We start from the raw sequence: 23,389 nt of genomic DNA, 5'->3' as shown, positions 1-23,389 counted from the left end.
AGACCCAGTGGCCGAGCTGTTCTACGACGACGATGCCGACCTGTCCATCATCCAGGGCCGCAAGGTCGCGATCCTCGGATACGGCAGCCAGGGCCACGCCCACGCGCTGTCGCTGCGTGACTCGGGTGTCGACGTCCGTGTCGGTCTGCACGAGGGTTCGAAGTCCCGGGCCAAGGCCGAGGAGCAGGGCCTGCGCGTGGTGACGCCGGCCGAGGCCTCCGCCGAGGCCGACGTCATCATGATCCTCGTCCCGGACCCGATCCAGGCCCAGGTCTACGAGGAGTCCGTCAAGGACAACCTCAAGGACGGCGACGCGCTGTTCTTCGGTCACGGCCTGAACATCCGCTTCGACTTCATCAAGCCGCCGGCCGACGTCGACGTCTGCATGGTCGCCCCCAAGGGCCCGGGCCACCTGGTCCGCCGCCAGTACGAGGAGGGCCGCGGCGTCCCGTGCATCGTGGCCGTCGAGCAGGACGCCACCGGCAAGGGCCTGGAGCTGGCCCTCTCCTACGCGAAGGGCATCGGCGGCACCCGCGCCGGCGTCATCAAGACGACCTTCACCGAGGAGACCGAGACCGACCTGTTCGGCGAGCAGGCCGTCCTCTGCGGCGGCACCGCCGCCCTGGTCAAGGCCGGTTTCGAGACCCTGACCGAGGCCGGCTACCAGCCGGAGATCGCGTACTTCGAGTGCCTGCACGAGCTGAAGCTCATCGTGGACCTCATGTACGAGGGCGGCCTGGAGAAGATGCGCTGGTCCATCTCGGAGACCGCCGAATGGGGCGACTACGTCACCGGCCCGCGCATCATCACGGACGCCACCAAGGCCGAGATGAAGAAGGTCCTCGCCGAGATCCAGGACGGCACCTTCGCCAAGAACTGGATGGCCGAGTACCACAACGGCCTGCCCAAGTACAACGAGTACAAGAAGGCCGACAGCGAGTCCCTGCTGGAGACCACCGGCAAGGAGCTGCGCAAGCTCATGAGCTGGGTGGAGAACGAGGAAGCCTGAGTGCTCGCCGGGGGCGGACCCACCCGGGTCCGCCCCCGGCGCAGGGCCGGCCCCACACCCCGTGTCACTGCGGGGAGGGGCGGTGGCAGGGGCGGCACCGTACGGCTGTACAGACCGTCCACCCCGTGCGGGTGATCCTTCCACCAGGGCGCAGACCGCGTCCGGCCGCATGACTACACTTCTCAACACATATACGCGTCAGGGCCCACAGTGTCGTGCGTCTTCCACGCGGCTAGCCCCTCCACCGCCTGCGGCCGTCGGGACGGCCGTCCGCACTGGACTTGTGAGGACACACGTGAGCTCGAAACCTGTCGTACTCATCGCTGAAGAGCTGTCGCCCGCCACGGTCGACGCACTGGGTCCGGATTTCGAGATCCGGCACTGCAACGGCGCCGACCGCGCCGAACTCCTCCCCGCGATCGCCGACGTCGACGCCATCCTGGTGCGTTCCGCCACCAAGGTCGACGCCGAGGCCATCGCCGCCGCGAAGAAGCTCAGGGTCGTGGCCCGCGCCGGTGTCGGCCTGGACAACGTCGACGTCTCCTCGGCCACCAAGGCCGGTGTGATGGTCGTCAACGCGCCGACGTCCAACATCGTCACGGCGGCCGAGCTCGCCTGCGGCCTGCTCGTCGCCACCGCGCGCAACATCCCGCAGGCCAACACGGCGCTGAAGAACGGCGAGTGGAAGCGTTCGAAGTACACGGGTGTCGAACTCAGCGAGAAGACCCTCGGCGTCGTCGGCCTCGGCCGCATCGGCGTGCTGGTCGCGCAGCGCATGTCCGCCTTCGGCATGAAGATCGTCGCGTACGACCCCTACGTGCAGCCCGCGCGGGCGGCGCAGATGGGCGTCAAGCTCCTCTCGCTGGACGAGCTGCTCGAGGTCTCCGACTTCATCACGGTGCACCTGCCCAAGACCCCCGAGACGCTCGGTCTGATCGGCGACGAGGCGCTGCACAAGGTGAAGCCCTCGGTGCGCATCGTCAACGCGGCCCGCGGCGGCATCGTCGACGAGGCGGCACTCGCCTCCGCCCTCAAGGAGGGCCGGGTCGCCGGCGCCGGTCTGGACGTGTACGCGAAGGAGCCCTGCACGGACTCCCCGCTGTTCGAGTTCGACCAGGTCGTCTGCACCCCGCACCTCGGTGCCTCCACCGACGAGGCGCAGGAGAAGGCCGGCATCGCCGTCGCCAAGTCGGTCCGTCTCGCCCTCGCCGGGGAGCTCGTGCCCGACGCGGTCAACGTCCAGGGCGGGGTCATCGCCGAGGACGTCCGCCCCGGGCTGCCGCTCGCCGAGAAGCTCGGCCGTATCTTCACCGCGCTCGCGGGAGAGGTCGCGGCCCGCCTCGACGTCGAGGTCTACGGCGAGATCACCCAGCACGACGTGAAGGTGCTCGAACTCTCCGCGCTCAAGGGCGTGTTCGAGGACGTCGTCGACGAGACCGTCAGCTACGTCAACGCCCCGCTCTTCGCCCAGGAGCGCGGTGTGGAGGTGCGGCTGACCACCAGTTCGGAGTCTCCGGACCACCGCAACGTGGTGACCGTCCGCGGCACGCTGGCCGACGGCGAGGAGGTGGCGGTCTCCGGCACCCTGGCCGGACCGAAGCACCTCCGCAAGATCGTGGCCATCGGCGAGCACGACGTGGACCTGGCGCTCGCCGACCACATGGTCGTCCTGCGGTACGAGGACCGTCCCGGCGTCGTCGGCGCGGTCGGCAAGATCCTGGGCGAGGCCGGTCTGAACATCGCCGGCATGCAGGTGTCCCGGCAGGACGCCGGCGGTGAGGCGCTCGTCGTCCTCACCGTCGACGACACCGTGCCGCAGTCGGTCCTGACCGAGATCGCCGAGGAGATCGGCGCCACGTCGGCCCGTACGGTGAACCTCACCGACTGATCCGTACCCCGTCCCGACACCGCACCCGGCGCGCGGAGCATCTCCCGCCGCCGGGTGCGGTCGTGTGTGCGGGGCCGCGGTGTCGCAGGGGTGCGTGTCGTCCGCGCGGGCGGGTGTTCAGCCGTTGACACCGCCCGTGCACAGCATGACGAGGAACACGGCCCATCCCAGTGCGGTCAGCAGGGACGGCAGCCCGGCGGCGCAGGCGCAGCCGGCGAGGACGAGGTCGCCCCGCCGGCGCCGGCGGTCCGCCGTCCGGGCCAGGAACCAGCTCGGCAGGATCAGTGCGTACGCGAGCACCAGGCCCCCGGTCAGCAGGAACGCCCTGCCGGCGAACAGGTGGTCCGCCCCCGACACCACGACGGCGAGCACGGGTGCCAGGACCGTCCCGGTCAGCGGCAGGACCCACCAGCCGGGGTCGGGTTCCGGACGGGCGGCGGGGCCGGCCGCGACGGGGTGTGGGAGGTGTGTCCGAACGCTGTTGCTCATGCGCCCAGTTCACCGTGCCGGCAGGGCCGTCCTCCTCCGCTGCCGTACTCAGGAACCGCCCGCGGTGTACTCATCCGGGGGACCGGCCCACAGCCGGGCGGCCTTCAGCGCCATGTGCAGCAGGAGCCTGGCCTCACCGTCGTTGAGGTCGAGGCCGGTGAGCTGCTGGACCCTGGCGAGCCGGTAGTACAAGGTCTGCCGGTGGATACCCAGTTCGGCGGCCGCGCGGCTCGCCTGGCCCGCGCGGTCGAGGAACACCTCCGCGGTGCGGGCCAGTTCGGTGTTCGGCGGGGTCAACAGGGCGCGTACGGCGGGATCCGGCGGGGCGCCCGGGGACCGGGGGAGCGTGGTCAGCAGCCGGTACGGGCCGATCGCCGACCAGTCGGCGACCGGGCCCAGACGTGGCTCCGCCGAGGCGGCACGGGCGGCGGACAGGGCCTCGTACCAGGAGTCGGCCAGCTCCGCGAGCCCTCGCCGGGGGTGCGCGATCCCACCGGCGACCGCGGTTCCGCCCGCGGCGGCCGGACCCGCCGCGGCCCGCAGCCGCTCCGCCGCCGCCGTCGCCGGGTCCAGGGCGTCGGGGGCGCGCAGCCGGATGAGTGCCGCCAGCGCGCGGGGCCCGCTCCGGTGACCGGGGCGAGGGCCGCGGCCGAGGGCACCGTACGCACCGACGGGGACTCGTCCGGCCAGGGGGCCACGCACACCACGGTGTGCAGCCCGTCCGCGTCCGCTCCGAGGGCCTCCCGCAGGGCCGCCAGTGCCGTCTCGCGCTGCCGGCCGCGCCCCGCGGTGAGCGCCGCACCGAACTCCCGGGACAGATCCGCGCCCGCCCGCGCCTCGTCGGAGAGCAGCGCCCCGATCCGGGCCGCCACGTCCATGGCCGCCCTCAGCTGCGCGTCGGTCGGCCCGGGCCGCGTGTCGAGCAGCCAGACGTACCCGAGGACGACACTCCGATGGCGTACTGGGAGACAGATCCGGTCCCGGTACACCCCCGCCTCCGGGGCGGCCGGGATGCGGACCGGGCCGGTCGCGCGGGTGATGCCGAAGCCCTCGAACCAGGCGCGGACCGCGGGGGTGGAGCGCCGGGTCAGGATCGAGCGGGTCCGGACGGGATCCATGGCCGTGTCGTCGTCGCTGTCGTGGGCTCCGAAGGCGACCAGCCCGAAATCGCGGTTCTCCAGCGTGGCCGGGGCGCCGAGCAGCGCGGAGATCTCGTCGACCAGCTCCTGGTAATCGCCTTTCACCCGGCCATCCTCCCACCCCTTCAGACATATGTCTGAAGGGGTGGGAGCAGATGCGTGACAGGTGTCGATGGCACGGGGTCGGGGCCGTCCCTAGATTTCACAGTGGTTCTCCGTGCCGACCCGGTCCGTTCACCCGGCTGCCGGTCCGGCCTTCGTCCGTAACCTTCCGTGGAGGTGCCCCGTGCTGGGTCCCGTGATTCTCGCCGCGTCCCGCAGCGACACGATGCGTCGTTTCGTCTCGGCCGCCCCGGGCACCAAGCAGGTCGTCGACCGGTTCATCGCCGGTGAGACGGTCGACCAGGTCGTCCCGGTCATCCAGGAGTCGGCGGCCAAGGGCCTCGAGGTCACCCTGGACGTCGTGGGGGAGGACATCACCACCCCCGAGCAGGCCGCCGCCGCGCGCGACGCCTACCTGGAGCTCGTCGGCCGCCTGAAGGAGCTCGGTCTCGGCACCCGGGCCGAGATGTCGGTCAAGCTGTCGATGTTCGGCCAGTCGCTGGAGGGCGGCCACGCGCTCGCCCTGGCCAACGTCCGCCCCGTCGTCGAGGCCGCCGCCGCGATCGGCACCACGGTCACGCTGGACGCCGAGGACCACACCACCCTGGACTCGATGTTCGCCATCCACGAGGAACTGCGCACGGACTTCCCGCAGACCGGCTGCGTCATCCAGTCCTACCTGTTCCGCACCGAGGAGGACGCCCGCCGCCTCGCCGCCGCGGGCAGCCGGGTCCGCCTGGTCAAGGGCGCCTACAAGGAGCCCGCCTCCGTCGCCCACCAGGACAAGGCCGAGATCGACAAGGCGTACGTGCGCATCCTGAGGACGCTCATGCTGGGCGAGGGCTACCCCATGATCGGCTCCCACGATCCGCGGCTCATCGCCATCGGACAGGAGCTCGCCCGCCAGGCGGGGCGCAAACTGGATGAGTACGAGTTCCAGATGCTGTACGGCATCCGCAGCGACGAGCACGTCCGGCTCGCGGCCGAGGGCCACCGGATGCGCGTGTACACGGCGTACGGCACCGACTGGTACGGATACTTCATGCGCCGCCTCGCGGAGAAGCCGGCCAACCTCCTCTTCTTCGCCCGCTCCGTCGTCACCAAGGGCTGACCCGCCCGGCCGACCACCCACCTCAACCAAGGAGACAAGGCACTCATGGATGCTGTCACCCAGGTCCCCGCGCCGGTCAACGAGCCGGTCCACGGCTACGCCCCCGGTAGCCCCGAGCGCGCCCGGCTGGAGGCGAAGCTCAAGGAGCTCGCCGAGAACCCCGTCGACCTGCCGATGACCATCGGCGGCGAGAAGCGCATGGGCGGCGGTGAGCGCGTGGACGTCGTCCAGCCGCACAACCACAAGGCCGTCATCGGCACCTTCGCCGGCGCCACCCGGCAGGACGCCCAGGACGCCGTCGACGCGGCCCTCGCCGCCGCCCCGGCCTGGCGGGCCATGTCCTTCGACGACCGCGCCGCCATCATCCTGCGCGCCGCCGAACTGCTCGCCGGTCCCTGGCGCGAGACGCTGGCCGCCTCCACGATGCTCGGCCAGGGCAAGACCGCCCAGCAGGCCGAGATCGACTGCCCGTGCGAGCTCGTCGACTTCTGGCGCTTCAACGTGCACTACGCGCGCCAGATCCTCGCCGAGCAGCCCCCGGCCAACTCGGCCGGTGTCTGGAACCGCATGGACCACCGCCCGCTCGAAGGCTTCGTCTACGCGATCACGCCGTTCAACTTCTCGGCCATCGCCGGCAACCTGCCCACCGCGCCCGCCCTCATGGGCAACGTCGTGGTGTGGAAGCCCTCCCCGACGCAGACCCACGCCGCCGTGCTGCTCATGCAGCTCCTGGAGGAGGCCGGCCTGCCCAAGGGCGTCATCAACCTGGTCACCGGCGACGGCATCGCCGTCTCCGACGTGGTGCTGAACCACCGCGACCTGGCGGGTATCCACTTCACCGGCTCGACGCCCACCTTCCAGCACCTGTGGAAGACCGTCGGCAACAACATCGCCACCTACCGCACCTACCCGCGACTGGTCGGCGAGACCGGCGGCAAGGACTTCGTCGTCGCCCACCCGAGCGCCGACCGTGCCGTCCTGAAGACGGCGCTCACCCGCGGTTCGTTCGAGTACCAGGGCCAGAAGTGCTCCGCCTCCTCCCGCGCGTACATCCCGGCGTCCATCTGGAACTCCGGGTTCAAGGAGGAGTTCGCCGCCGAGGTCGACGCCGTGACCATGGGGGACGTCACCGACCTGTCGAACTTCATGGGCGCCGTCATCGACGCGCGCGCGTTCGCGAAGAACAAGGCCGCGATCGACCGCGCTGCCGCCGACCCGTCCTGCACGATCGTCGCGGGCGGCACCTACGACGACTCCGTGGGCTACTTCGTCCGCCCCACCGTCATCGTGTGCGACGACCCGTCCAACGAGGTCTTCACGACCGAGTACTTCGGCCCGATCCTCGCCGTCCACGTGTACGAGGACGAGAAGTACGACGCCATGCTGGAGCAGATGGAGTCGGTGTCCGACTACGCGCTGACCGGCGCGGTCATCTCCAAGGACCGCGCGGCGGCCGCGTACACCATGGAGAAGCTCCGCTACGCCGCGGGCAACTTCTACATCAACGACAAGTCCACCGGCGCCGTCGTCGGCCAGCAGCCCTTCGGCGGCGGCCGCGCCTCCGGCACCAACGACAAGGCGGGCGCCCCGCAGAACCTGCAGCGCTGGACGCTGACCCGCGCCATCAAGGAGACGCTGGTCCCGCCGACCGAGTACACCTACCCCCACCAGGGCTGACGCCCCGGGGCGCGCCTGCGCCCCGCCCCGCACCCCGCCTCCCGGCCGGCTCCCCCCGCCTGCCGGGAGGCGGTTTCCACCTATCCGGGTGCGCCGCACCGGGGCCGGGTGCCAGGGTGGCGCCATGCGCCTGCACACCGCCCACACGTACGAGCTGGCCGCCGCGGACCTGGCCGCGATCCGCACCTTCCTGGACACCGCCTTCGACGGCGGCTTCGCCGACGACGACTGGGACCACACTCTGGGCGGCATCCACGCCCGCGTCCTCGACGGCGGCGAACTCCTCGCACACGGCAGCGTGGTCCAGCGCCGGGTGGTCCACGGCCGCCGTGCCTACCGGACCGGGTACGCCGAAGGCGTCGCCGTCCGTGCCGACCGGCGCCGCGAAGGGCTCGGCGGCCAGGTGATGGCCGCGCTGGAGCGGGTCCTCGACGGGGCCTACGCCTTCGGCGCGCTCTCCGCGTCCGCGTCCGGGGCCCCGCTCTACGCGGGGCGCGGCTGGCAGGCCTGGCCCGGGCGGCTGGCAGCGCTCGGCCCGGACGGGACGGTACCGCTGCCGGAAGAGGAGGGCAGCACCTACCTCCGGGGCGTGGCCGGGGGCCCGCTGCCCTTCCCCCGCGAGGGGACCCTCCTCTTCGACTGGCGCGACGGCGACGTGCTCTGATCGGGACCCGTCCTCAGCCCTTCACCGTGAAGCCGGCCCGCAGCAGGGCGTCGTCGCGGGAGGACGGGCCGACGAGCAGTTCGAAGGCGCCGGGCTCGACGACCCGGGTCCCCCGGGCGTCCACGAGGGTGCATGCGGACACCGGTACCTCCAGACAGACCTGCCGCTCCTCGCCCGGCGCGAGCGGCACCTGCCGGTAGGCCTTCAGCTCCTTCTCCGCCCACGTCACGGACGTCACCGTGTCACTGAGGTAGACCTGCACCGTCTCCAGCGCGGGGCGGGCCCCGGTGTTGCGCACGGTGACGCGCGCCCGCACCGTGTCGTCCGGGCCGACGGCCGGGGTGAGCACCTCCAGGTCCGTGTACGTGACCGTGGTGTAGCTCAGGCCCTCGCCGAACACGAACGCCGGGCGCTGGGTGAGGTCGGCGTACCGCGTGCCGTGCTGGCCGCGGATCTGGTTGTAGTACGTCGGCTGCTGGCCGGCGTGCCGGGCGAAGGAGATCGGCAGCCGCCCGGACGGCTCGACGAGCCCGAGCAGCAGTTCGGCGACGGCCCGGCCGCCCTGCATGCCCGGATTGCAGGCGTGCAGGATCGCCGCCGCCCCGAGCGCCGAGGGCGGCAGCACGAGCGGTTTCGAGCTGATGACCACGACGACGAGCGGCTTGCCCGTCGCGGCGAGGGCGTCGAGCAGCGCCACCTGGTCGCCGACCAGTCCCAGGGTGGCCGTCGAACGTCCTTCCCCGACCAGTTCGATGCGGTCGCCCACGACGGCGACGACGTGGTCGGCGGCCTCGGCCGCGGCGACCGCCTCACGGATCAGGACTTCGGACGGCTCCGCCGGGACGACGACCTCGGGCCGGGGCTGCCCGTCGGGGAAGTACGCGCCCTCCGGATCGGGTCCGACGGTGAGGATGTCGGCTCCCCGGGCGTAGGAGACGGTCCAGTCGGCCGGGACGTGCGCGCGGAAGCCGTCGAGCACCGTACGGATCATGGAGCGGGGATGGCCGTCGGGCAGCCAGTCCGCCTGGCCGGAGGAGCCGGCCCAGTCGCCGAGCTGGGTCTGCGCGTCGTCGGCGTTGGGCCCGATGACGGCGACCGTGCGCGGTGGGGTGCCGGGCTCCGCGACGGCGCGGCCGTCCTTCCCCGGCAGCAGGCCGCCGGCCAGGGGCAGGGTGCCGTCGTTGGTGAGCAGGACCAGCGAGCGGCGGGCCGCCTCCAGGTTCAGCTCGGTGTGGGCGGCGCTGCCGAGGACCGCGGTCTGCCGGGCGGTGTCCGGGTGGCGCGGGTCCTCGAAGAGGCCCAGCTCGAACTTGAGGGTCAGGATGCGCCGGACCGCCGCGTCGATCCCGGCTTCCTCGAGCATGCCCCGGGCGACCGCCTCCTGCGCCCCCTCGAAGAACTTCGGCGTGGTCATCACCATGTCGTTGCCCGCGCGGACAGCGGCGGCGGCGGCCTCGGTGTGGTCGCCGTAGATCCGCTGCTCCCACACCATGCGGCCGACGTTGTCCCAGTCGGTGACCAGGGTGCCGGTGTAGCCCCACTCGCCGCGCAGCACCTCGTTCAGGAGCCAGTCGTTCACCGTGACGGGGATCCCGTCCATGGACTGGTAGCCGAGCATGAAGGTGCGGCAGCCCTCGCGGGCGACCCGCTCGAAGGGGGGCAGGAACCAGGAGCGCAGTTTGCGCCGCGAGATGTCGGCCTCGCTCGCGTCGCGGCCGCCCTGCGTCTCGGAGTAGCCCGCGAAGTGCTTGGCGCAGGCCAGGACCGCCGTAGGGTCGTCCAGGCCGTCGCCCTGGTAGCCGCGCACCATCGCCGAGCCGAGCTCACCGATGAGGTGGGGGTCCTCGCCGAACGTCTCGCCGACCCGTCCCCAGCGCAGGTCCCGGGCGATGCAGAGCACCGGTGAGAACGTCCAGTGGACACCGGTCGCCGCCACCTCGACGGCCGTGGCCCTGGCGATGCGCTCCACGAGCCCGGCGTCCCAGGTCGCGGCCATGCCGAGCTGGGTGGGGTAGATGGTCGCACCCTCCCGGAAGGAGTGGCCGTGGATGCAGTCCTCGGCGATCAGCAGCGGGATGCGCAGGCGTGTCCGCCCGGTGAGCGCCCCGGCCTCCCGGATCCGCTCGGGGGAGGCGTGCAGGATCGACCCCACGTGCAGGTCCTCGATGAGGTGCCGTACGCCGTCCTTGGCATCGAGCTGGAGCATCTGGCCGGTCTTCTCCGCCGGCGTCATACGGCCGAGGAGGTCCTCGACCCGCTCGGCGACGGGGAGCGAGGGGTCCAGGTAGGGCAGGGAGGGGGACACGGGCGGTCCTTTCGCGACACGGTTCCGGACCACCATAGAGTCGATCCCGACCAGGTGGTAGGTATCTCCGGGTGTGCGAATCTGGGCGCTGAGCCGCCGGACCCGCCGGCGGACCGTGACCGGGAGTGTGGCGAGTGGCGGCCGAAGCGCGGCGCGGCTACGCGAAGGGCCGGGCGAGACGGCGCGAGATTCTCGAGCAGGCCATGGCCCTCTTCGGTGAGGCCGGCTACCGGGGAGCGTCGCTGCGGACGATCGCGAGCCGGTGCGGCATCTCGCACCCCGGTCTGCTGCACCACTTCCCGACCAAGGAGTCCCTGCTGCTCGCGGTGCTCGAACACCGCGACGAGGTCGACGGGGAGTGGCTCTCGCTCGGCGGGACCACCGGCGTCGGCCGGCTGCGCAGGTACGCCGAACTGGCAGCGCTGAACGCCACCCGGCGCGGGATCGTCGAACTGTTCACGGTGGTTTCCGCGGAGGCCACGGCGGCCGATCACCCGGCCCACGACTACTTCGTACGGCGCTACCGCGATTCGGTGTCCGGGGCCGGACTCGCCTACGCGCAGGCACGGGCGGACGGCGCCCTGCGGGCCGGGATCGCCCCGGACGCGGCGGGGCGGCAGCTGATCGCCCTGATGGACGGGCTGCAGGTGCAGTGGCTCCTGGGCGGCGGTGCGACGGACATGGCGGGTGTGTTGCGCGCGCACGTCCGGGCGCAGCTCACCGTCCCGCTCTGAGGGGTTCGCCGCCCTCCGGACCGCCGCCCCGGTGGCCCGCTCCCGGGACGGCGGTCCCTGTCCGGCGGGGATGCCGTCTCAGATAGTAGGAAGTCCGAGTATCTGTGGAGACAGATGGCTCCGAGTGTCCTAGCTTTGTAGGAGCCGAACGATTCGCGCGATCCAGCGACCGGCGGTCGTGAGCACGTGCCCGAAGCAGGCAACCCCTGCGGCACCGGCTCCCCGCCCTTCCGGCGCCTCGAAATCCGTTCCCGACGTCACGTCCCGGGCATCACGCCACGGAACCGCACGTCCCCGACGTCTCGTCGCGCGAAGTCCCGATCTCGACAGCCACGCGATCCCAAGGAGTCGATCACCCATGGCCGAAACCACGGTCCGCCGCGTCCGCCGCACCCCTCGCCCCACCGCCTCCGAGCGTACGAACGCCGCCGCCGCCCTGCAGCGGGCCCTCGACCGCCGGGACAACGGCGGATCCACGGGCCACTGAAAGTCGGGTCCCACCACGTGACAGCCACGTCCGTCCGCATCGTGGACAGTGGATGTCATGGGGTGGGACGAGGATTAGGGTGCATCCATGTCTCGCAGCATCAATCTCGCAGTGATCCCCGGTGACGGTATCGGCCGGGAGGTCGTGACCCAGGGCCTGAAGGTCCTCAACGCCGTCCTTCCGCAGGACGTGAAGCTGGAGACCAAGGAGTACGACCTCGGCGCCCAGCGGTGGCACCGCACCGGTGAAACCCTCCCGGACGCGGAGCTCGAGGCACTCAAGGCCCACGACGCCATCCTCCTCGGTGCCATCGGCGATCCGTCCGTGCCGTCGGGCGTGCTCGAACGCGGGCTCCTGCTGAAGCTGCGCTTCGCCTTCGACCACTTCATCAATCTGCGGCCGTCGAAGCTCTTCCCGAACACCGCGACCCCGCTGGCCGGCCGCCCGGAGATCGACTTCGTCGTCGTCCGCGAGGGCACCGAGGGCCCCTACACGGGCAACGGCGGTTCCCTGCGCACCGGTACGGAGCACGAGGTCGCCACCGAGGTGAGCGTCAACACCGCCTACGGTGTCGAGCGCGTCGTCCGGGACGCCTTCGCCCGCGCCGCGGCGCGCCCGCGCAGGAAGCTGACGCTGGTCCACAAGAACAACGTCCTGGTGTACGCGGGCCACCTGTGGAAGAACACCTTCGACCGGGTGGCGGCCGAGTACCCCGAGGTCACCACCGACTATCTGCACGTCGACGCCGCGACGATCTTCTTCGTCACCCAGCCCGAGCGCTTCGACGTCATCGTCACGGACAACCTCTTCGGCGACATCCTCACCGACCTCGCCGCCGCGGTGACCGGCGGCATCGGCCTGGCCGCGTCCGGGAACATCAACCCGACGGGCGCCTTCCCTTCCATGTTCGAGCCCGTCCACGGCACCGCCCCCGACATCGCGGGCCAGGGCAAGGCCGACCCGACGGCCACGATCCTCTCCGTCGCCCTCCTGCTGCGCCACCTCGGCCACGAGACCGAGGCCGCCCGCATCGAGGAGGCCGTCTCCGCCGACCTGGCGGAACGCGACGGGGCCGCCGCACGCTCCACCGACGAGATCGGCGACGCGCTCGCAGTACGCGTAGCGAGCTGACCCGACGACTCCTCTTCGAAGCCGCCGGGTCGCATCCGCACCCGGCGGCTTCACCTTGCGGTCCCCGGGTGCCACCATCGACCCCAGGACCGCGTTTCACGTCACCGCAAACGTGCCATTTCGTGCAGAGCCGCCCGCGAGCGATAATCAGACGCGGGGCCGTGGCTTGCGGTAGAGCTCGGACGTCCTGCGACCTGCCCGACACGAGTCGGACGGGAGCGGGCGTGAGCGCGGTCCCTCACACACAAGACCGGTGAAGGACACCCACTCATGACGACGCCCACGATCGAGCTCAAGCCCTCCTCGAACCCCCTGTCCGACGCGGAGCGCGAGGCGGTCCTGGCCGACCCCGGCTTCGGCCGGCACTTCACCGACCACATGGTGACGATCAGCTGGACCGAGGGCCGCGGCTGGCACGACGCCCAGCTGGTGCCCTACGGCCCGCTGTCGCTCGACCCGGCCAACATGACCCTGCACTACGCGCAGGAGATCTTCGAGGGCCTCAAGGCCTACCGCCGGCCCGACGGCTCGGTCGCCACCTTCCGCCCCGAGGCCAACGCCGCGCGCTTCCAGCGCTCCGCCGCCCGGCTCGCGATGCCCGAGCTGCCGGTCGAGACCTTCATCGCGGCCTGCGACGCGCTGGTCCGGCAGGACGAGGCATGGGTTCCCGCGCACGGCGGCGAGGAGTCCCTCTACCTGCGCCCGTTCATGATCGCCGCCGAGGTCGGTCTGGGTGTGCGACCGGCCAACGAGTACCTCTTCATCGTCATCGCCTCTCCGGCCGGCGCCTACTTCCCCGGCGGTGTGAAGCCGGTCTCGATCTGGCTCTCCGAGGACCGGGTGCGGGCCGTCCCCGGCGGCATGGGTGACGCCAAGACCGGCGGCAACTACGCCGCCTCGCTCCTCGCCCAGGCCGAGGCCGCCGCGAAGGGCTGCGACCAGGTCGCCTACCTCGACGCCGTCGAGCACAAGTGGGTCGAGGAACTGGGCGGCATGAACCTCTACTTCGTGTACGAGCAGGAGGACGGCGGCAAGCGGATCGTCACCCCCTCCCTCACCGGTTCGCTGCTCGCCGGAGTCACCCGCGACTCCCTGCTCACCGTCGCCCGTGACCTCGGTTACACCTCCGAGGAGGGCCGGGTCTCCATCGACCAGTGGCGGGCCGACACCCGGAACGGCACCCTCACCGAGGTCTTCGCCTGCGGCACCGCCGCCGTGATCACGCCTGTCGGCACCGTGAAGTCCGCGGACGGCGAGTGGGTCCAGGGTGACGGCACGCCCGGCGAGGTCACCGTCAGGCTGCGCGAGCGGCTGCTGGACATCCAGCGGGGCATCGCCGAGGACACCCACGGCTGGATGCACCGGCTCGGTTAGGCCGTGTTGCGAAAGTGGCGTCGTCTGCCCGGAGGGCAGACGGGACTTTCGCAACACGGCCTAGCCCACAGGCCCGTCCGGTCCCCTTCGAAGGCCGCGCTCCGCACCGGGGCGCGGCCTTCGCCGCCCCCGGATTTCGAGCGCCGCTCTAAACATGGTTTAGAGTGACGCTCCAACAAGGAGGTGCGGTGACGTGCGGCTGACCCCGACCGAACGCGACCGGCTGCTGCTCTTCGGCGCCGCCGAACTGGCCAGGGCGCGCCGCGCCCGCGGGCTCCGGCTCAACGTCCCCGAGGCGACGGCGCTGATCGCCGACACCGTCTGCGAGGCGGCCCGGGACGGACGCCGGCTGGCGGAGGCGATCGAGGCGGCGCGGGCGGTCCTCGGGCCCGGCGACGTGCTGCCCGGTGTGGCGGACATCGTCACCGAGGTGCAGGTGGAGGCCGTCTTCGAGGACGGCACCCGGCTGGCGGTCGTCAGTCGCCCCCTGGACGGCGGCTCGCTCGGCGAGAACGCCCCGGGCGCGCTCCGGCCCGGCCCCGCGCTGCCCGGGGCGGAGCCCGCCGTACGACTGGACGTCCGCAACACCGCGGCCGTACCGGTCAGCGTGACCTCCCACTTCCACTTCTTCGAGGCCAACCCGCGGCTCGACTTCGACCGTGCCGCGGCGTACGGGATGCGGCTCGGCGTACCGGCCGGTTCCTCTGTCCGCTTCGGGCCGGGGGAGAGCGCGCGGGTGGGTCTCGTGCCCATCGGCGGCGATCGGATCGCGATCGGCTTCGCCGGCCTGGTGGACGGGCCGCTGGACGCGCCCGGCGCGAAGGAGGAGGCGCTGCGCAGGGCGGCGGCCTGCGGCTACCTCGGAGCCGGGCCCGCGGACGGCACCGGAACGAGCGGTACCGGGACGCTCCCCGGAATCGGAATCGGAACCGGAACCGGAACACGTACCGGAGCCGGCGTAGGAACCGGAGCCGGAACCGCGGACGGCACCGGGACCGTAGTGGGGACCGCGGACGGCACCGGAACGACCCCCGTGTCAGGAACGACTGCCGGAGCGGGAAGGGCTGCCGGAACCGGAGCCCGGCCCGAAAGCGGCACCGGGACGCTCCGCGGAACCGGAACCGGAACCGGAACCGCGGACGGCACTGGAACCGCGGACGACCCCGGGGCCGCGGACGGTACCGGGACCGCAGACGGTACCGGGACCGGAACGAGCCCCGGCCCCGAGGGCCCGGCGGACGCCGGGACGTCCCCCGGGCCGGGAGAGGAGGAGCACTGATGGACCCCTACGGGTACGCCGCCGTGCACGGCCCGCGCGCCGGGGACCGGGTCAGGCTCGGTGACTCCGGGCTGACCGTCCGTGTCGAGTCCGACGCCCAGAAGCCCGGCGACGAGTTCCTCGCCGGCTTCGGGAAGACGGCCCGCGACGGACTGCACCTCAAGGCCGCCGCAGTCCGGGAGACCTGCGACGTCGTCCTCAGCAACGTCCTGGTCATCGACGCCGTACTGGGCATCCGGAAGGTGTCCGTCGGCATCCGGGAGGGCCGGATCGCCGCGATCGGCCGGGCGGGCAACCCGGATACGCTCGACGGTGTCGAGGTGGTCGTCGGCACCGGGACGACCATCGTCTCCGGCGAGGGCCTGATCGCGACGGCGGGAGCCGTCGACCCCCACGTCCACCTGCTCTCCCCGCGGATCATGGAGGCCTCGCTGGCCTCCGGCGTCACCACGGTCATCGGCCAGGAGTTCGGCCCGGTCTGGGGCGTCGGCGTCAACTCGCCCTGGGCCCTGCGTCACGCGTTCGGCGCCTTCGACGCGTGGCCGGTCAACATAGGCTTCCTCGGCCGCGGTTCGTCCTCCCACGAGGCACCGCTGGTCGAGGCGCTCGCCGAAGGCGGCGCCTGCGGCTTCAAGGTGCACGAGGACATGGGCGCCCACACCCGCGCCCTGGACACCGCGCTGCGGGTCGCCGAGGAGTACGACGTCCAGGTCGCCCTGCACAGCGACGGGCTGAACGAGTGCCTCTCCGTCGAGGACACCCTGAGCGTGCTCGACGGCCGCACGATCCACGCCTTCCACATCGAGGGCTGCGGCGGCGGACACGTACCCGACGTGCTGAAGATGGCCGGGATCCCCCACGTCATCGGCTCCTCCACCAATCCGACGCTCCCCTTCGGAAGGGACGCGGTCGCCGAGCACTACGGCATGATCGTCTCCGTCCACGACCTCAAGACGGACCTGCCCGGTGACGCCGCCATGGCCCGCGACCGGATCCGCGCCGGCACGATGGGCGCCGAGGACGTGCTGCACGACCTGGGCGCCATCGGGATCACCTCCTCGGACGCGCAGGGCATGGGCAGGGCCGGAGAGACCGTGCGCCGCACCTTCGCCATGGCCGCGAAGATGAAGGCCGAGCTCGGCCCGATGGAGGGCGACGGCCCCGGCGACGACAACGCCCGGGTGCTGCGGTACATCGCCAAGCTCACCATCAACCCCGCCATCGCCCACGGCCTCTCCCATGAGATCGGCTCGATCGAGGCGGGCAAGCTCGCCGACATCGTCCTGTGGCGCCCGGAGTTCTTCGGCGCCAAACCCCAGCTGGTCCTGAAGTCCGGCTTCCCCGCGTACGGCGTCACCGGCGACCCCAACGCCGCCACGGACACCTGTGAACCCCTCGTCCTGGGGCCGCAGTTCGGCGCCTACGGAGCCACCGCAGCCGATCTCTCCGTCGCCTTCGTCGCGGAGGCCGCCACCCAGCTGGGTGGCGACCTCCTGCCCACCCGCCGCCGCAGGGTCGCGGTCCGGGGCACGCGCGGCATCGGGCCGGCCGACCTGCGTCTCAACTCCCGTACCGGGCAGGTGGCCGTCGACGCCGGCAGCGGTCTGGTCACCCTGGACGGCGAGCCGCTGCGCTCCCCGGCGGCCGCATCCGTCTCCCTCAACCGCCTCTACTTCCTCTGAGGGTTCCTCCGAGGGTTCCTCCGAGGGCGGCCCCCGTCCCCAGGCGGGCGACCCCCGACTCCCATCCCGACCCGGCCCGACCCGGACGAAAGACCCGAGGACCTCCCCATGACCTTCCGCATGCCGCCCGAGTGGGCCCCGCACGAGCGCACCTGGATGGCCTGGCCCGGCCCCAATCCGACCTTCGCCACCGGCGCCGAGCTGGACGAGGCGCGCAGGGCCTGGGCCTCCGTCGCCCGCGCCGTACGTGCGTTCGAGCCCGTCACCGTCGTCACCGGTCCCGGCCAGGAGGACGGCGCCCGCTCCCTCCTGGGCCCGGACATCGAGATCGCCGTCCGCCCCCTGGACGACGCCTGGATGCGGGACATCGGCCCCACCTTCGTCACCGACGGCACCCGGCTGGCCGCCGTCGACTGGACGTTCAACGGCTGGGGTGCGCAGAGCTGGGCGCGCTGGGAGCACGACCGGCACATCGCCCGCGGTGTCGCGGAGCTCGCCGGTGTGCCCGTGCACCGCTCGCCGCTGGTCAACGAGGGAGGCGCGATCCACGTCGACGGCGAGGGGACCGTCCTGCTCACCGAGACCGTCCAGCTCGGCAGGGAACGCAACCCCGGCTGGACCCGGGAGGCCGTCGAGGCGGAGATCCACGCCCGGCTCGGCACGGAGCGGGCCGTCTGGCTGCCCCGCGGCCTGACCGGCGACTACGGCACCTACGGCACCCTGGGCCATGTCGACATCGTGGCCGCGTTCGCCCGGCCCGGTCTGGTCGTCGCGCACGTCCAGCCGGACCCGTCCCACCCGGACCACGAGGTCACCCGTGAGACGGTCCGGCTCCTGCGCGCCGCCACCGACGCGGGCGGGCGCCCCCTGGAGGTCGTGGAGATGCCGGCGCCCAGGACACTGCGGGGCTCCGACGGCGGCTGGACGGACCACTCCTACATCAACCACTACCTCTGCAACGACGGTGTGATCCTCTGCGCCTTCGACGACCCGAGGGACGACGAGGCGGCGGCCGTCCTCGGCGACCTGTTCCCCGGCCGTACGGTGACACCGGTCGACGCCCGTACGATCTTTGCCGGCGGTGGAGGCATCCACTGCATCACGCAGCAACAGCCCAGGATCTGAGAACGTGCCCGACACCCCGCGCCGCCGCAACATCGCCCCGCCCCGGGAGGACGTCCTGGCCGCCGTCATGGCCACCGTCGCCGAACGCGGCCTGGACGGCCTGACCATGGCCGGTCTGGGCCGCGAGGTCCACATGAGCAGCGGACACCTCCTCTACTACTTCCGTACGAAGGACGAGCTGCTGCTCCAGACCCTGGAGTGGAGCGAGGGGCGGCTCGGCGCGGAGCGCAGGGCCCTGCTCGCCGGCCCGGGGACCGCCCGCGAGCGGCTCGACGCGTACATCGCCCTGTACGTCCCCGCCGGCCACCGCGACCCGCACTGGACGCTCTGGCTTGAGGTCTGGAACCGCTCGCAGAACGCCGACGGCGACGCCCGGGCCCGGCAGGCGGCGATCGAGGACGCCTGGCACCGTGACCTGGTGGAACTGCTGGCAGAGGGCGTGTCGAGGGGCGAGTTCCGTCCCGTCGACACCGGCCGGGCCGCGACCCGGCTCCGGGCCCTCATGGACGGGTTCAGCGTCCACGTCACGGTCGGCATCCCCGGTACCGGCCGGGCGCGGGTCCTGGACGAGGTACGGCGGTACGTGGACGAAACGCTCCCTGCGCCCGGCCCGGTGGACGCGCCGCCCGCATCCTGAGACGGGGAGGAGTGCGGCGGCCGGGCTGTGCAAGACTGCGTGCGTGTCCTCGACCGCCATGATTATCGGCAGCAGGCGCGCCGGTCCGCAGTGACCGCCCCGTGACCATCACGCACGGAGCGGACATCGTGCCCCAGACCCGCGCGCAGACCTCTCGCACCCGCGAGGGGTTTTTTCGTTTTCCGGCCCGCACCACGGCCGGGGCGAGGCACGCGGGATGATGGGGGCAAGTGGAGCCGATTCGTCCGGATCCGCTCACCCGACAGGAGTCAGATCAGCATGACCACCAAGGCCACGGCCACCGACGACAGTTTCCATGTCTTCGACACCACCCTGCGCGACGGGGCGCAGCGTGAAGGCATCAACCTGACGGTCGCGGACAAGCTGACCATCGCCCGGCACCTGGACGACTTCGGCGTGGGCTTCATCGAGGGCGGCTGGCCCGGCGCCAACCCGCGCGACACCGAGTTCTTCGCCCGGGCCCGGCAGGAGATCACCTTCGAGCACGCCCAGCTCGTGGCCTTCGGTGCCACCCGCAGGGCGGGCGGCAAGGCCGCCGAGGACCCCCAGGTCAAGGCGCTCCTGGACTCCGGTGCGCCGGTGATCACGCTGGTCGCCAAGTCCCACGACCGGCACGTGGAGCTGGCCCTGCGCACCACGCTCGAGGAGAACCTGGAGATGGTCCGCGACACCGTCGCCCACCTCCGGGAGCAGGGGCGCCGGGTCTTCGTCGACTGCGAGCACTTCTTCGACGGCTACCGTGCCGACCCGGAGTACGCCACGTCGGTCGTGCGCACCGCCTCCGAGGCCGGGGCCGACGTGGTCATCCTCTGCGACACCAACGGCGGCATGCTCCCCGCCCAGATCCAGGCCGTCGTCGCCACCGTCCTCGCCGACACCGGCGCCCGGCTCGGCATCCATGCCCAGGACGACACCGGCTGTGCCGTGGCCAACACCCTGGCCGCCGTGGACGCGGGCGCCACGCACGTGCAGTGCACCGCCAACGGGTACGGCGAGCGGGTCGGCAACGCCAACCTCTTCCCGGTCGTCGCCGCCCTGGAACTCAAGTACGGCAGGACCGTCCTGCCCGAGGGCGCGCTCGCCGACATGACGCGCATCTCGCACGCCATCGCCGAGGTCGTCAACCTCACGCCCTCCACGCACCAGCCGTACGTCGGGGTGTCCGCCTTCGCCCACAAGGCCGGACTGCACGCCTCCGCGATCAAGGTCGACCCGGACCTGTACCAGCACATCGACCCGGAGCGCGTCGGTAACACCATGCGGATGCTGGTGTCGGACATGGCGGGCCGTGCCTCGATCGAGCTGAAGGGCAAGGAGCTCGGTATCGACCTGAGTGGCGACCGGGCGCTGGTCGGCCGTGTCGTCGAGCGGGTCAAGGAGCGCGAGCTCAAGGGCTACACCTACGAGGCGGCCGACGCCTCCTTCGAGCTGCTGCTGCGCGCGGAGGTCGACGGCCGGCCGCGCCGCTACTTCCGTGTCGAGTCCTGGCGGGCCATCGTCGAGGACCGCCCCGACGGTACGCACGCCAACGAGGCGACCGTGAAGCTCTGGGCCAAGGGGGAGCGGATCTACCCGCAGCTGGCCAAGCTGGAGCTGATCGACTACAAGGTCCGCATCCTGGAGGGCCGTACGGGTACCGAGTCCACCACCCGGGTGCTGATCACGACGGGTGACGGATCCGGCGACTGGGCGACGGTGGGCGTGGCCGAGAACGTGATCGCCGCGTCCTGGCAGGCCCTGGAGGACGCGTACACCTACGGGCTGCTGCGGGCCGGCGTGGAGCCCACCGACTGAGGGCCGTCCCGCACTTCCCGGCGGGTCTTCCGGGACACGCCCCGGTGGGACTCCCAGGCCGGGCCCGGCCGGGTCCGGCCCGCCCCACCCGCACCGCCCCCGGCGGTGCCGGGGGCGGTGCGGCCCGTCCCTTCGCCGGGACGGGCGGGCCGGCGGTGTGATAGGCAGGCCGGGGTCCGCACGACGATCCCCTGAGCGCACCGCGGCCCGGTGACTCAGGCCCGACCTCCCGGAGAGCACCCCATGAGGATCCATCTGTCGAGTGTCTTCGTCGACGACCAGGACAAGGCCCTGCGGTTCTACACCGACGTGCTGGGCTTCCTGAAGAAGACCGAGGTCCCGCTGGGGCGCCGCCCGGTGGCTGACCGTGGTCTCGCCCGACGATCCGGACGGGACCGAGCTGCTGCTGGAGCCGGACGGACACCCCGCGGTGAAGCCGTACAAGTCGGCGCTGGTCAAGGACGGCATTCCCGCCACCTCCTTCGCCGTGGACGACGTGGCCGCGGAGTTCGAGCGGCTGCGCGGGCTCGGGGTGCGCTTCACCCAGGAGCCGGTGCAGACGGGCCCGGTCACCACCGCCGTCCTGGACGACACCTGCGGCAATCTGATCCAGATCGTGCACGGCGGCTGAGGGACCGGGTCCCGGACGCGGGGGCGTTCAGCCCAGCCGCCATTTCTGGTTCGCCGCTCCCGTGCAGGTCCAGATCTGCGTGCGTGCCCCGTTGGCCGAGGAGTTGTCCACCACGTCGAGGCACTTGTCCGCCGCCGTGTTGACCAGGTCCCCGGTCGCGGAGTCGTACGTCCAGCGCTGCGCGCCCGTGCCGTTGCAGGTGTACAGCTGCACCTTTGCTCCGTCGGCCGTGGAGCCCGAGGTGACGTCCAGGCAGGCGCCGAGTGCCTTGACCGAGCCGTCACCGGAGAGGGTCCAGCGCTGGTTGGCCGCGCCGGTGCAGTCCCAGAGCTGGGCGGGTGTGCCGTCCGCGCCGGTGTTGCCGGTGGCGTCCAGGCACTTGCCCGCGAGGCCGGTGAGGGCTCCGTTGGTGCCGGGGGTGCCGGACTGGGCGCCCGACCAGGTGAAGGTCGCCGAGGTGCGGGCCGGCAGGCTGTAGGTGAACGTGCTGCCGCCCCAGTTGACGGTCATCTGCCGCGCGGAGGTGGAGCCGTTGTAGGCGATGAGGGCCTTGGAGCCGTCGGGGTTGCGCCAGGCCACGTTCGGCACGGTGGAGCTGGCCGTGGAGGCGATGCGCGAGGCGCCGGGCCGGACGAACTTCGTCAGGTGGCCCATCGTGTAGTACTCGACCGTGTAGTCGACCTGGCCGTGCCTGCCGTCCCCGTTGTGGACGGTGATGAGCCCGTCGCAGGTGCCGCAGCCGCCGTTGTGCGGGCCCCGGTCCTGGTCCACGGCGAGGGACCACTTGGTCACCGACTTCGCCCAGTTGCGGGTGTAGTCGATGATGTTCAGCATGTCCTCGCGCTGCTGGTCGGCGATCCAGGTGCCGCCCGAGTGCTCGGTCTGGAAGGCGTCGAGCTGCGGGTACCGGTCGTGCACCGCCGTCTGCTTCGCGATGTCGCCGCCGTAGCCGTGCCAGGCGACCCCGCCGAAGTTGGGGTGGCTGCGCACCTCCGCGTCGTCGACCGTGGGGGCGGCGTACGCGTCGTAGGTGTCCCAGTTCCAGTCGTGCGCCAGGACCCTGGTCGCCAGGCCGGCGGACCGGAGCTTCGGCAGCAGCTCGCTCCTGGTGAAGTAGGCGAGTCCGGAGCCGTTCCAGCTCATCGACGGATAGCCGGAGCAGCAGGTCGGCTCGTTCTGCGCGGTGACGTAGTCGACCGGGACGCCCTGGTCCCTCCACGCCTGGAGGTACTTCACGAAGTAGCCGGCGTAGGTCCCGTAGTGCTCGGCCTTCAGCCAGCCACCGTTGAGCTGCCCGCTGTCCTTCATCCAGGCCGGCGCCGTCCACGGTGAGGCGACGGTCGTCAGTGCCGGGTTGAGCTGCTTGGCCTGCCTGGTCAGCGGCAGCACGTCCTGCAGATCGTGTGCGATCGAGAAGTGGGAGAGTCCCGGATCCGTCTGCCCTGCCGGCATGTCGTCGTAGGTGTAGCCGAACCGCGCCAGGTCGGAGCCGCCCATGGGGTTGCGTACGAACGAGAGCCCGATGCCTTCGGTGGGGGAGAAGAGCCTCTTCATCGTGGCGTCGCGGGTCGCCTGGGAGAGGGCACCGCTGCCCTTCATCAGCCAGGCCGCCGTGTCCGTGAACGAGGCGCCGCCGCCGGTGAAGGTCTGGTAGCGGGTGTTCTCGTCGACGGTCACGGTCGTGCCCGCGGAGCCGTTCCCCGCGCCGAAGGTGATCGGTGCCTGCGCCTGGAGGCCGCGGGTGACGTGCCGCCCGCCGGAGTCGTCCGTGGTGGTCAGCGCGATGTTCACCGTCTCATCGGCGGCCTGCGCCGTACCTGAGGAGAGTCCGGCGAGGCCCGCGGTCGCGAGCGCCGTCGCGACGAGGACTCTCAGCGCCCTGCTGGTTCGGATCATGGCTGCTGCCTTTCTCGGCAGAGGTGTGGGGGAAGTGCCGTGGAACGAGCCGTGAGTGAACTGCCGTTACGTGCTCACGTCAAGAGGGGGTGCGTTCACAAGCTGAACGTCTGTCTTCCCGAAGCCGCTCAGGACGCCGGTCCCGACCAATCTCGGTGTGAAGTATTGACGCCCCTGTTCCGGCCCGGTTAACTCCAGCCGCAACGCCGGTACC

At 71.8% G+C, this 23,389-nt stretch carries 16 protein-coding genes and 3 pseudogenes; 15 read left to right on the top strand and 4 right to left on the bottom strand.

Features of this window, described 5'->3' with window-relative positions; genetic code table 11:
• Positions 1-7 precede the first annotated feature (7 nt).
• Both ilvC and serA read left to right on the top strand, forming a co-directional pair.
• A complete protein-coding gene (ilvC, locus tag BA175_RS07645; protein ID WP_069170532.1) occupies positions 8-1,009 on the top strand; it encodes a ketol-acid reductoisomerase in 1,002 nt (333 codons plus the stop codon).
• Between the two features lie 295 nt (positions 1,010-1,304).
• A complete protein-coding gene (serA, locus tag BA175_RS07640; protein ID WP_069170531.1) occupies positions 1,305-2,897 on the top strand; it encodes a phosphoglycerate dehydrogenase in 1,593 nt (530 codons plus the stop codon).
• Between the two features lie 117 nt (positions 2,898-3,014).
• On the opposite strand, the gene BA175_RS07635 is transcribed toward serA, so the two are convergent.
• Together BA175_RS07635 and BA175_RS07630 are read right to left on the bottom strand one after the other, a co-directional pair.
• Positions 3,015-3,386: a hypothetical protein gene (locus BA175_RS07635; RefSeq protein ID WP_069170530.1), complete on the bottom strand. Its 372-nt coding sequence runs from the start codon at positions 3,384-3,386 to the stop codon at positions 3,015-3,017.
• Positions 3,387-3,434: 48 nt separating this feature from the next.
• Positions 3,435-4,630, bottom strand: a pseudogene (locus tag BA175_RS07630) (PucR family transcriptional regulator).
• A 181-nt stretch (positions 4,631-4,811) separates the two neighbouring features.
• Here BA175_RS07630 and BA175_RS07625 point away from each other — a divergent pair.
• The 3 genes from BA175_RS07625 to BA175_RS07615 all read left to right on the top strand — a co-directional run bounded on the left by BA175_RS07625 (position 4,812) and on the right by BA175_RS07615 (position 8,079).
• Positions 4,812-5,738: a proline dehydrogenase family protein gene (locus BA175_RS07625; RefSeq protein ID WP_069170529.1), complete on the top strand. Its 927-nt coding sequence runs from the start codon at positions 4,812-4,814 to the stop codon at positions 5,736-5,738.
• 45 nt (positions 5,739-5,783) lie between these two features.
• Positions 5,784-7,415 (top strand): L-glutamate gamma-semialdehyde dehydrogenase, encoded by a 1,632-nt coding sequence (gene pruA / locus BA175_RS07620; RefSeq protein WP_069170528.1) that lies wholly within the window; start codon positions 5,784-5,786, stop codon positions 7,413-7,415.
• 124 nt (positions 7,416-7,539) lie between these two features.
• A complete protein-coding gene (locus BA175_RS07615; RefSeq protein WP_069170527.1) occupies positions 7,540-8,079 on the top strand; it encodes a GNAT family N-acetyltransferase in 540 nt (179 codons plus the stop codon).
• Between the two features lie 13 nt (positions 8,080-8,092).
• On the opposite strand, the gene BA175_RS07610 is transcribed toward BA175_RS07615, so the two are convergent.
• Positions 8,093-10,384: a glycoside hydrolase family 3 N-terminal domain-containing protein gene (locus tag BA175_RS07610; protein ID WP_107407544.1), complete on the bottom strand. Its 2,292-nt coding sequence runs from the start codon at positions 10,382-10,384 to the stop codon at positions 8,093-8,095.
• A 134-nt stretch (positions 10,385-10,518) separates the two neighbouring features.
• On the opposite strand from BA175_RS07610, the gene BA175_RS07605 reads away from it, so the two are divergent.
• The 10 genes and pseudogenes from BA175_RS07605 (at position 10,519) to BA175_RS07565 (ending at position 21,279) form a co-directional block, all read left to right on the top strand.
• On the top strand, positions 10,519-11,118 hold the full coding sequence (locus BA175_RS07605) for a TetR/AcrR family transcriptional regulator (RefSeq protein WP_069170525.1): 600 nt from the start codon (positions 10,519-10,521) through the stop codon (positions 11,116-11,118).
• A gap of 358 nt (positions 11,119-11,476) precedes the next feature.
• Entirely contained in the window at positions 11,477-11,605 is a 129-nt protein-coding gene (locus tag BA175_RS32100) for a hypothetical protein (protein WP_302622485.1), read from the top strand.
• A gap of 87 nt (positions 11,606-11,692) precedes the next feature.
• Complete coding sequence (locus tag BA175_RS07600) at positions 11,693-12,736, top strand: 3-isopropylmalate dehydrogenase (protein ID WP_069170524.1); 1,044 nt, start codon at positions 11,693-11,695, stop codon at positions 12,734-12,736.
• 270 nt (positions 12,737-13,006) lie between these two features.
• Complete coding sequence (locus BA175_RS07595) at positions 13,007-14,110, top strand: branched-chain amino acid aminotransferase (RefSeq protein ID WP_069170523.1); 1,104 nt, start codon at positions 13,007-13,009, stop codon at positions 14,108-14,110.
• 193 nt (positions 14,111-14,303) lie between these two features.
• Positions 14,304-14,984: pseudogene (gene ureA, locus BA175_RS07590) on the top strand (urease subunit gamma); the annotation flags it as partial.
• A 404-nt stretch (positions 14,985-15,388) separates the two neighbouring features.
• Entirely contained in the window at positions 15,389-17,071 is a 1,683-nt protein-coding gene (locus tag BA175_RS07585) for an urease subunit alpha (protein WP_069170522.1), read from the top strand.
• Positions 17,072-17,179: 108 nt separating this feature from the next.
• Complete coding sequence (locus BA175_RS07580) at positions 17,180-18,196, top strand: agmatine deiminase family protein (protein WP_069170521.1); 1,017 nt, start codon at positions 17,180-17,182, stop codon at positions 18,194-18,196.
• A 4-nt stretch (positions 18,197-18,200) separates the two neighbouring features.
• Entirely contained in the window at positions 18,201-18,833 is a 633-nt protein-coding gene (locus BA175_RS07575; RefSeq protein WP_069170520.1) for a TetR/AcrR family transcriptional regulator, read from the top strand.
• Between the two features lie 279 nt (positions 18,834-19,112).
• Positions 19,113-20,648: a citramalate synthase gene (cimA, locus tag BA175_RS07570; RefSeq protein ID WP_069170519.1), complete on the top strand. Its 1,536-nt coding sequence runs from the start codon at positions 19,113-19,115 to the stop codon at positions 20,646-20,648.
• A gap of 309 nt (positions 20,649-20,957) precedes the next feature.
• Positions 20,958-21,279: pseudogene (locus BA175_RS07565) on the top strand (VOC family protein).
• A 27-nt stretch (positions 21,280-21,306) separates the two neighbouring features.
• Here the strand turns inward: BA175_RS07565 and BA175_RS07560 are convergent.
• Positions 21,307-23,175, bottom strand: a complete 1,869-nt coding sequence (locus BA175_RS07560; protein ID WP_069170518.1) for a ricin-type beta-trefoil lectin domain protein — start codon at positions 23,173-23,175, stop codon at positions 21,307-21,309.
• Positions 23,176-23,389 lie beyond the last annotated feature (214 nt).

Origin of the sequence: Streptomyces griseus (genome assembly GCF_001715295.1) — a bacterium.
Classification (GTDB): domain Bacteria; phylum Actinomycetota; class Actinomycetes; order Streptomycetales; family Streptomycetaceae; genus Streptomyces; species Streptomyces griseus_G.
This window is presented reverse-complemented; position numbering and strand designations above follow the sequence as displayed.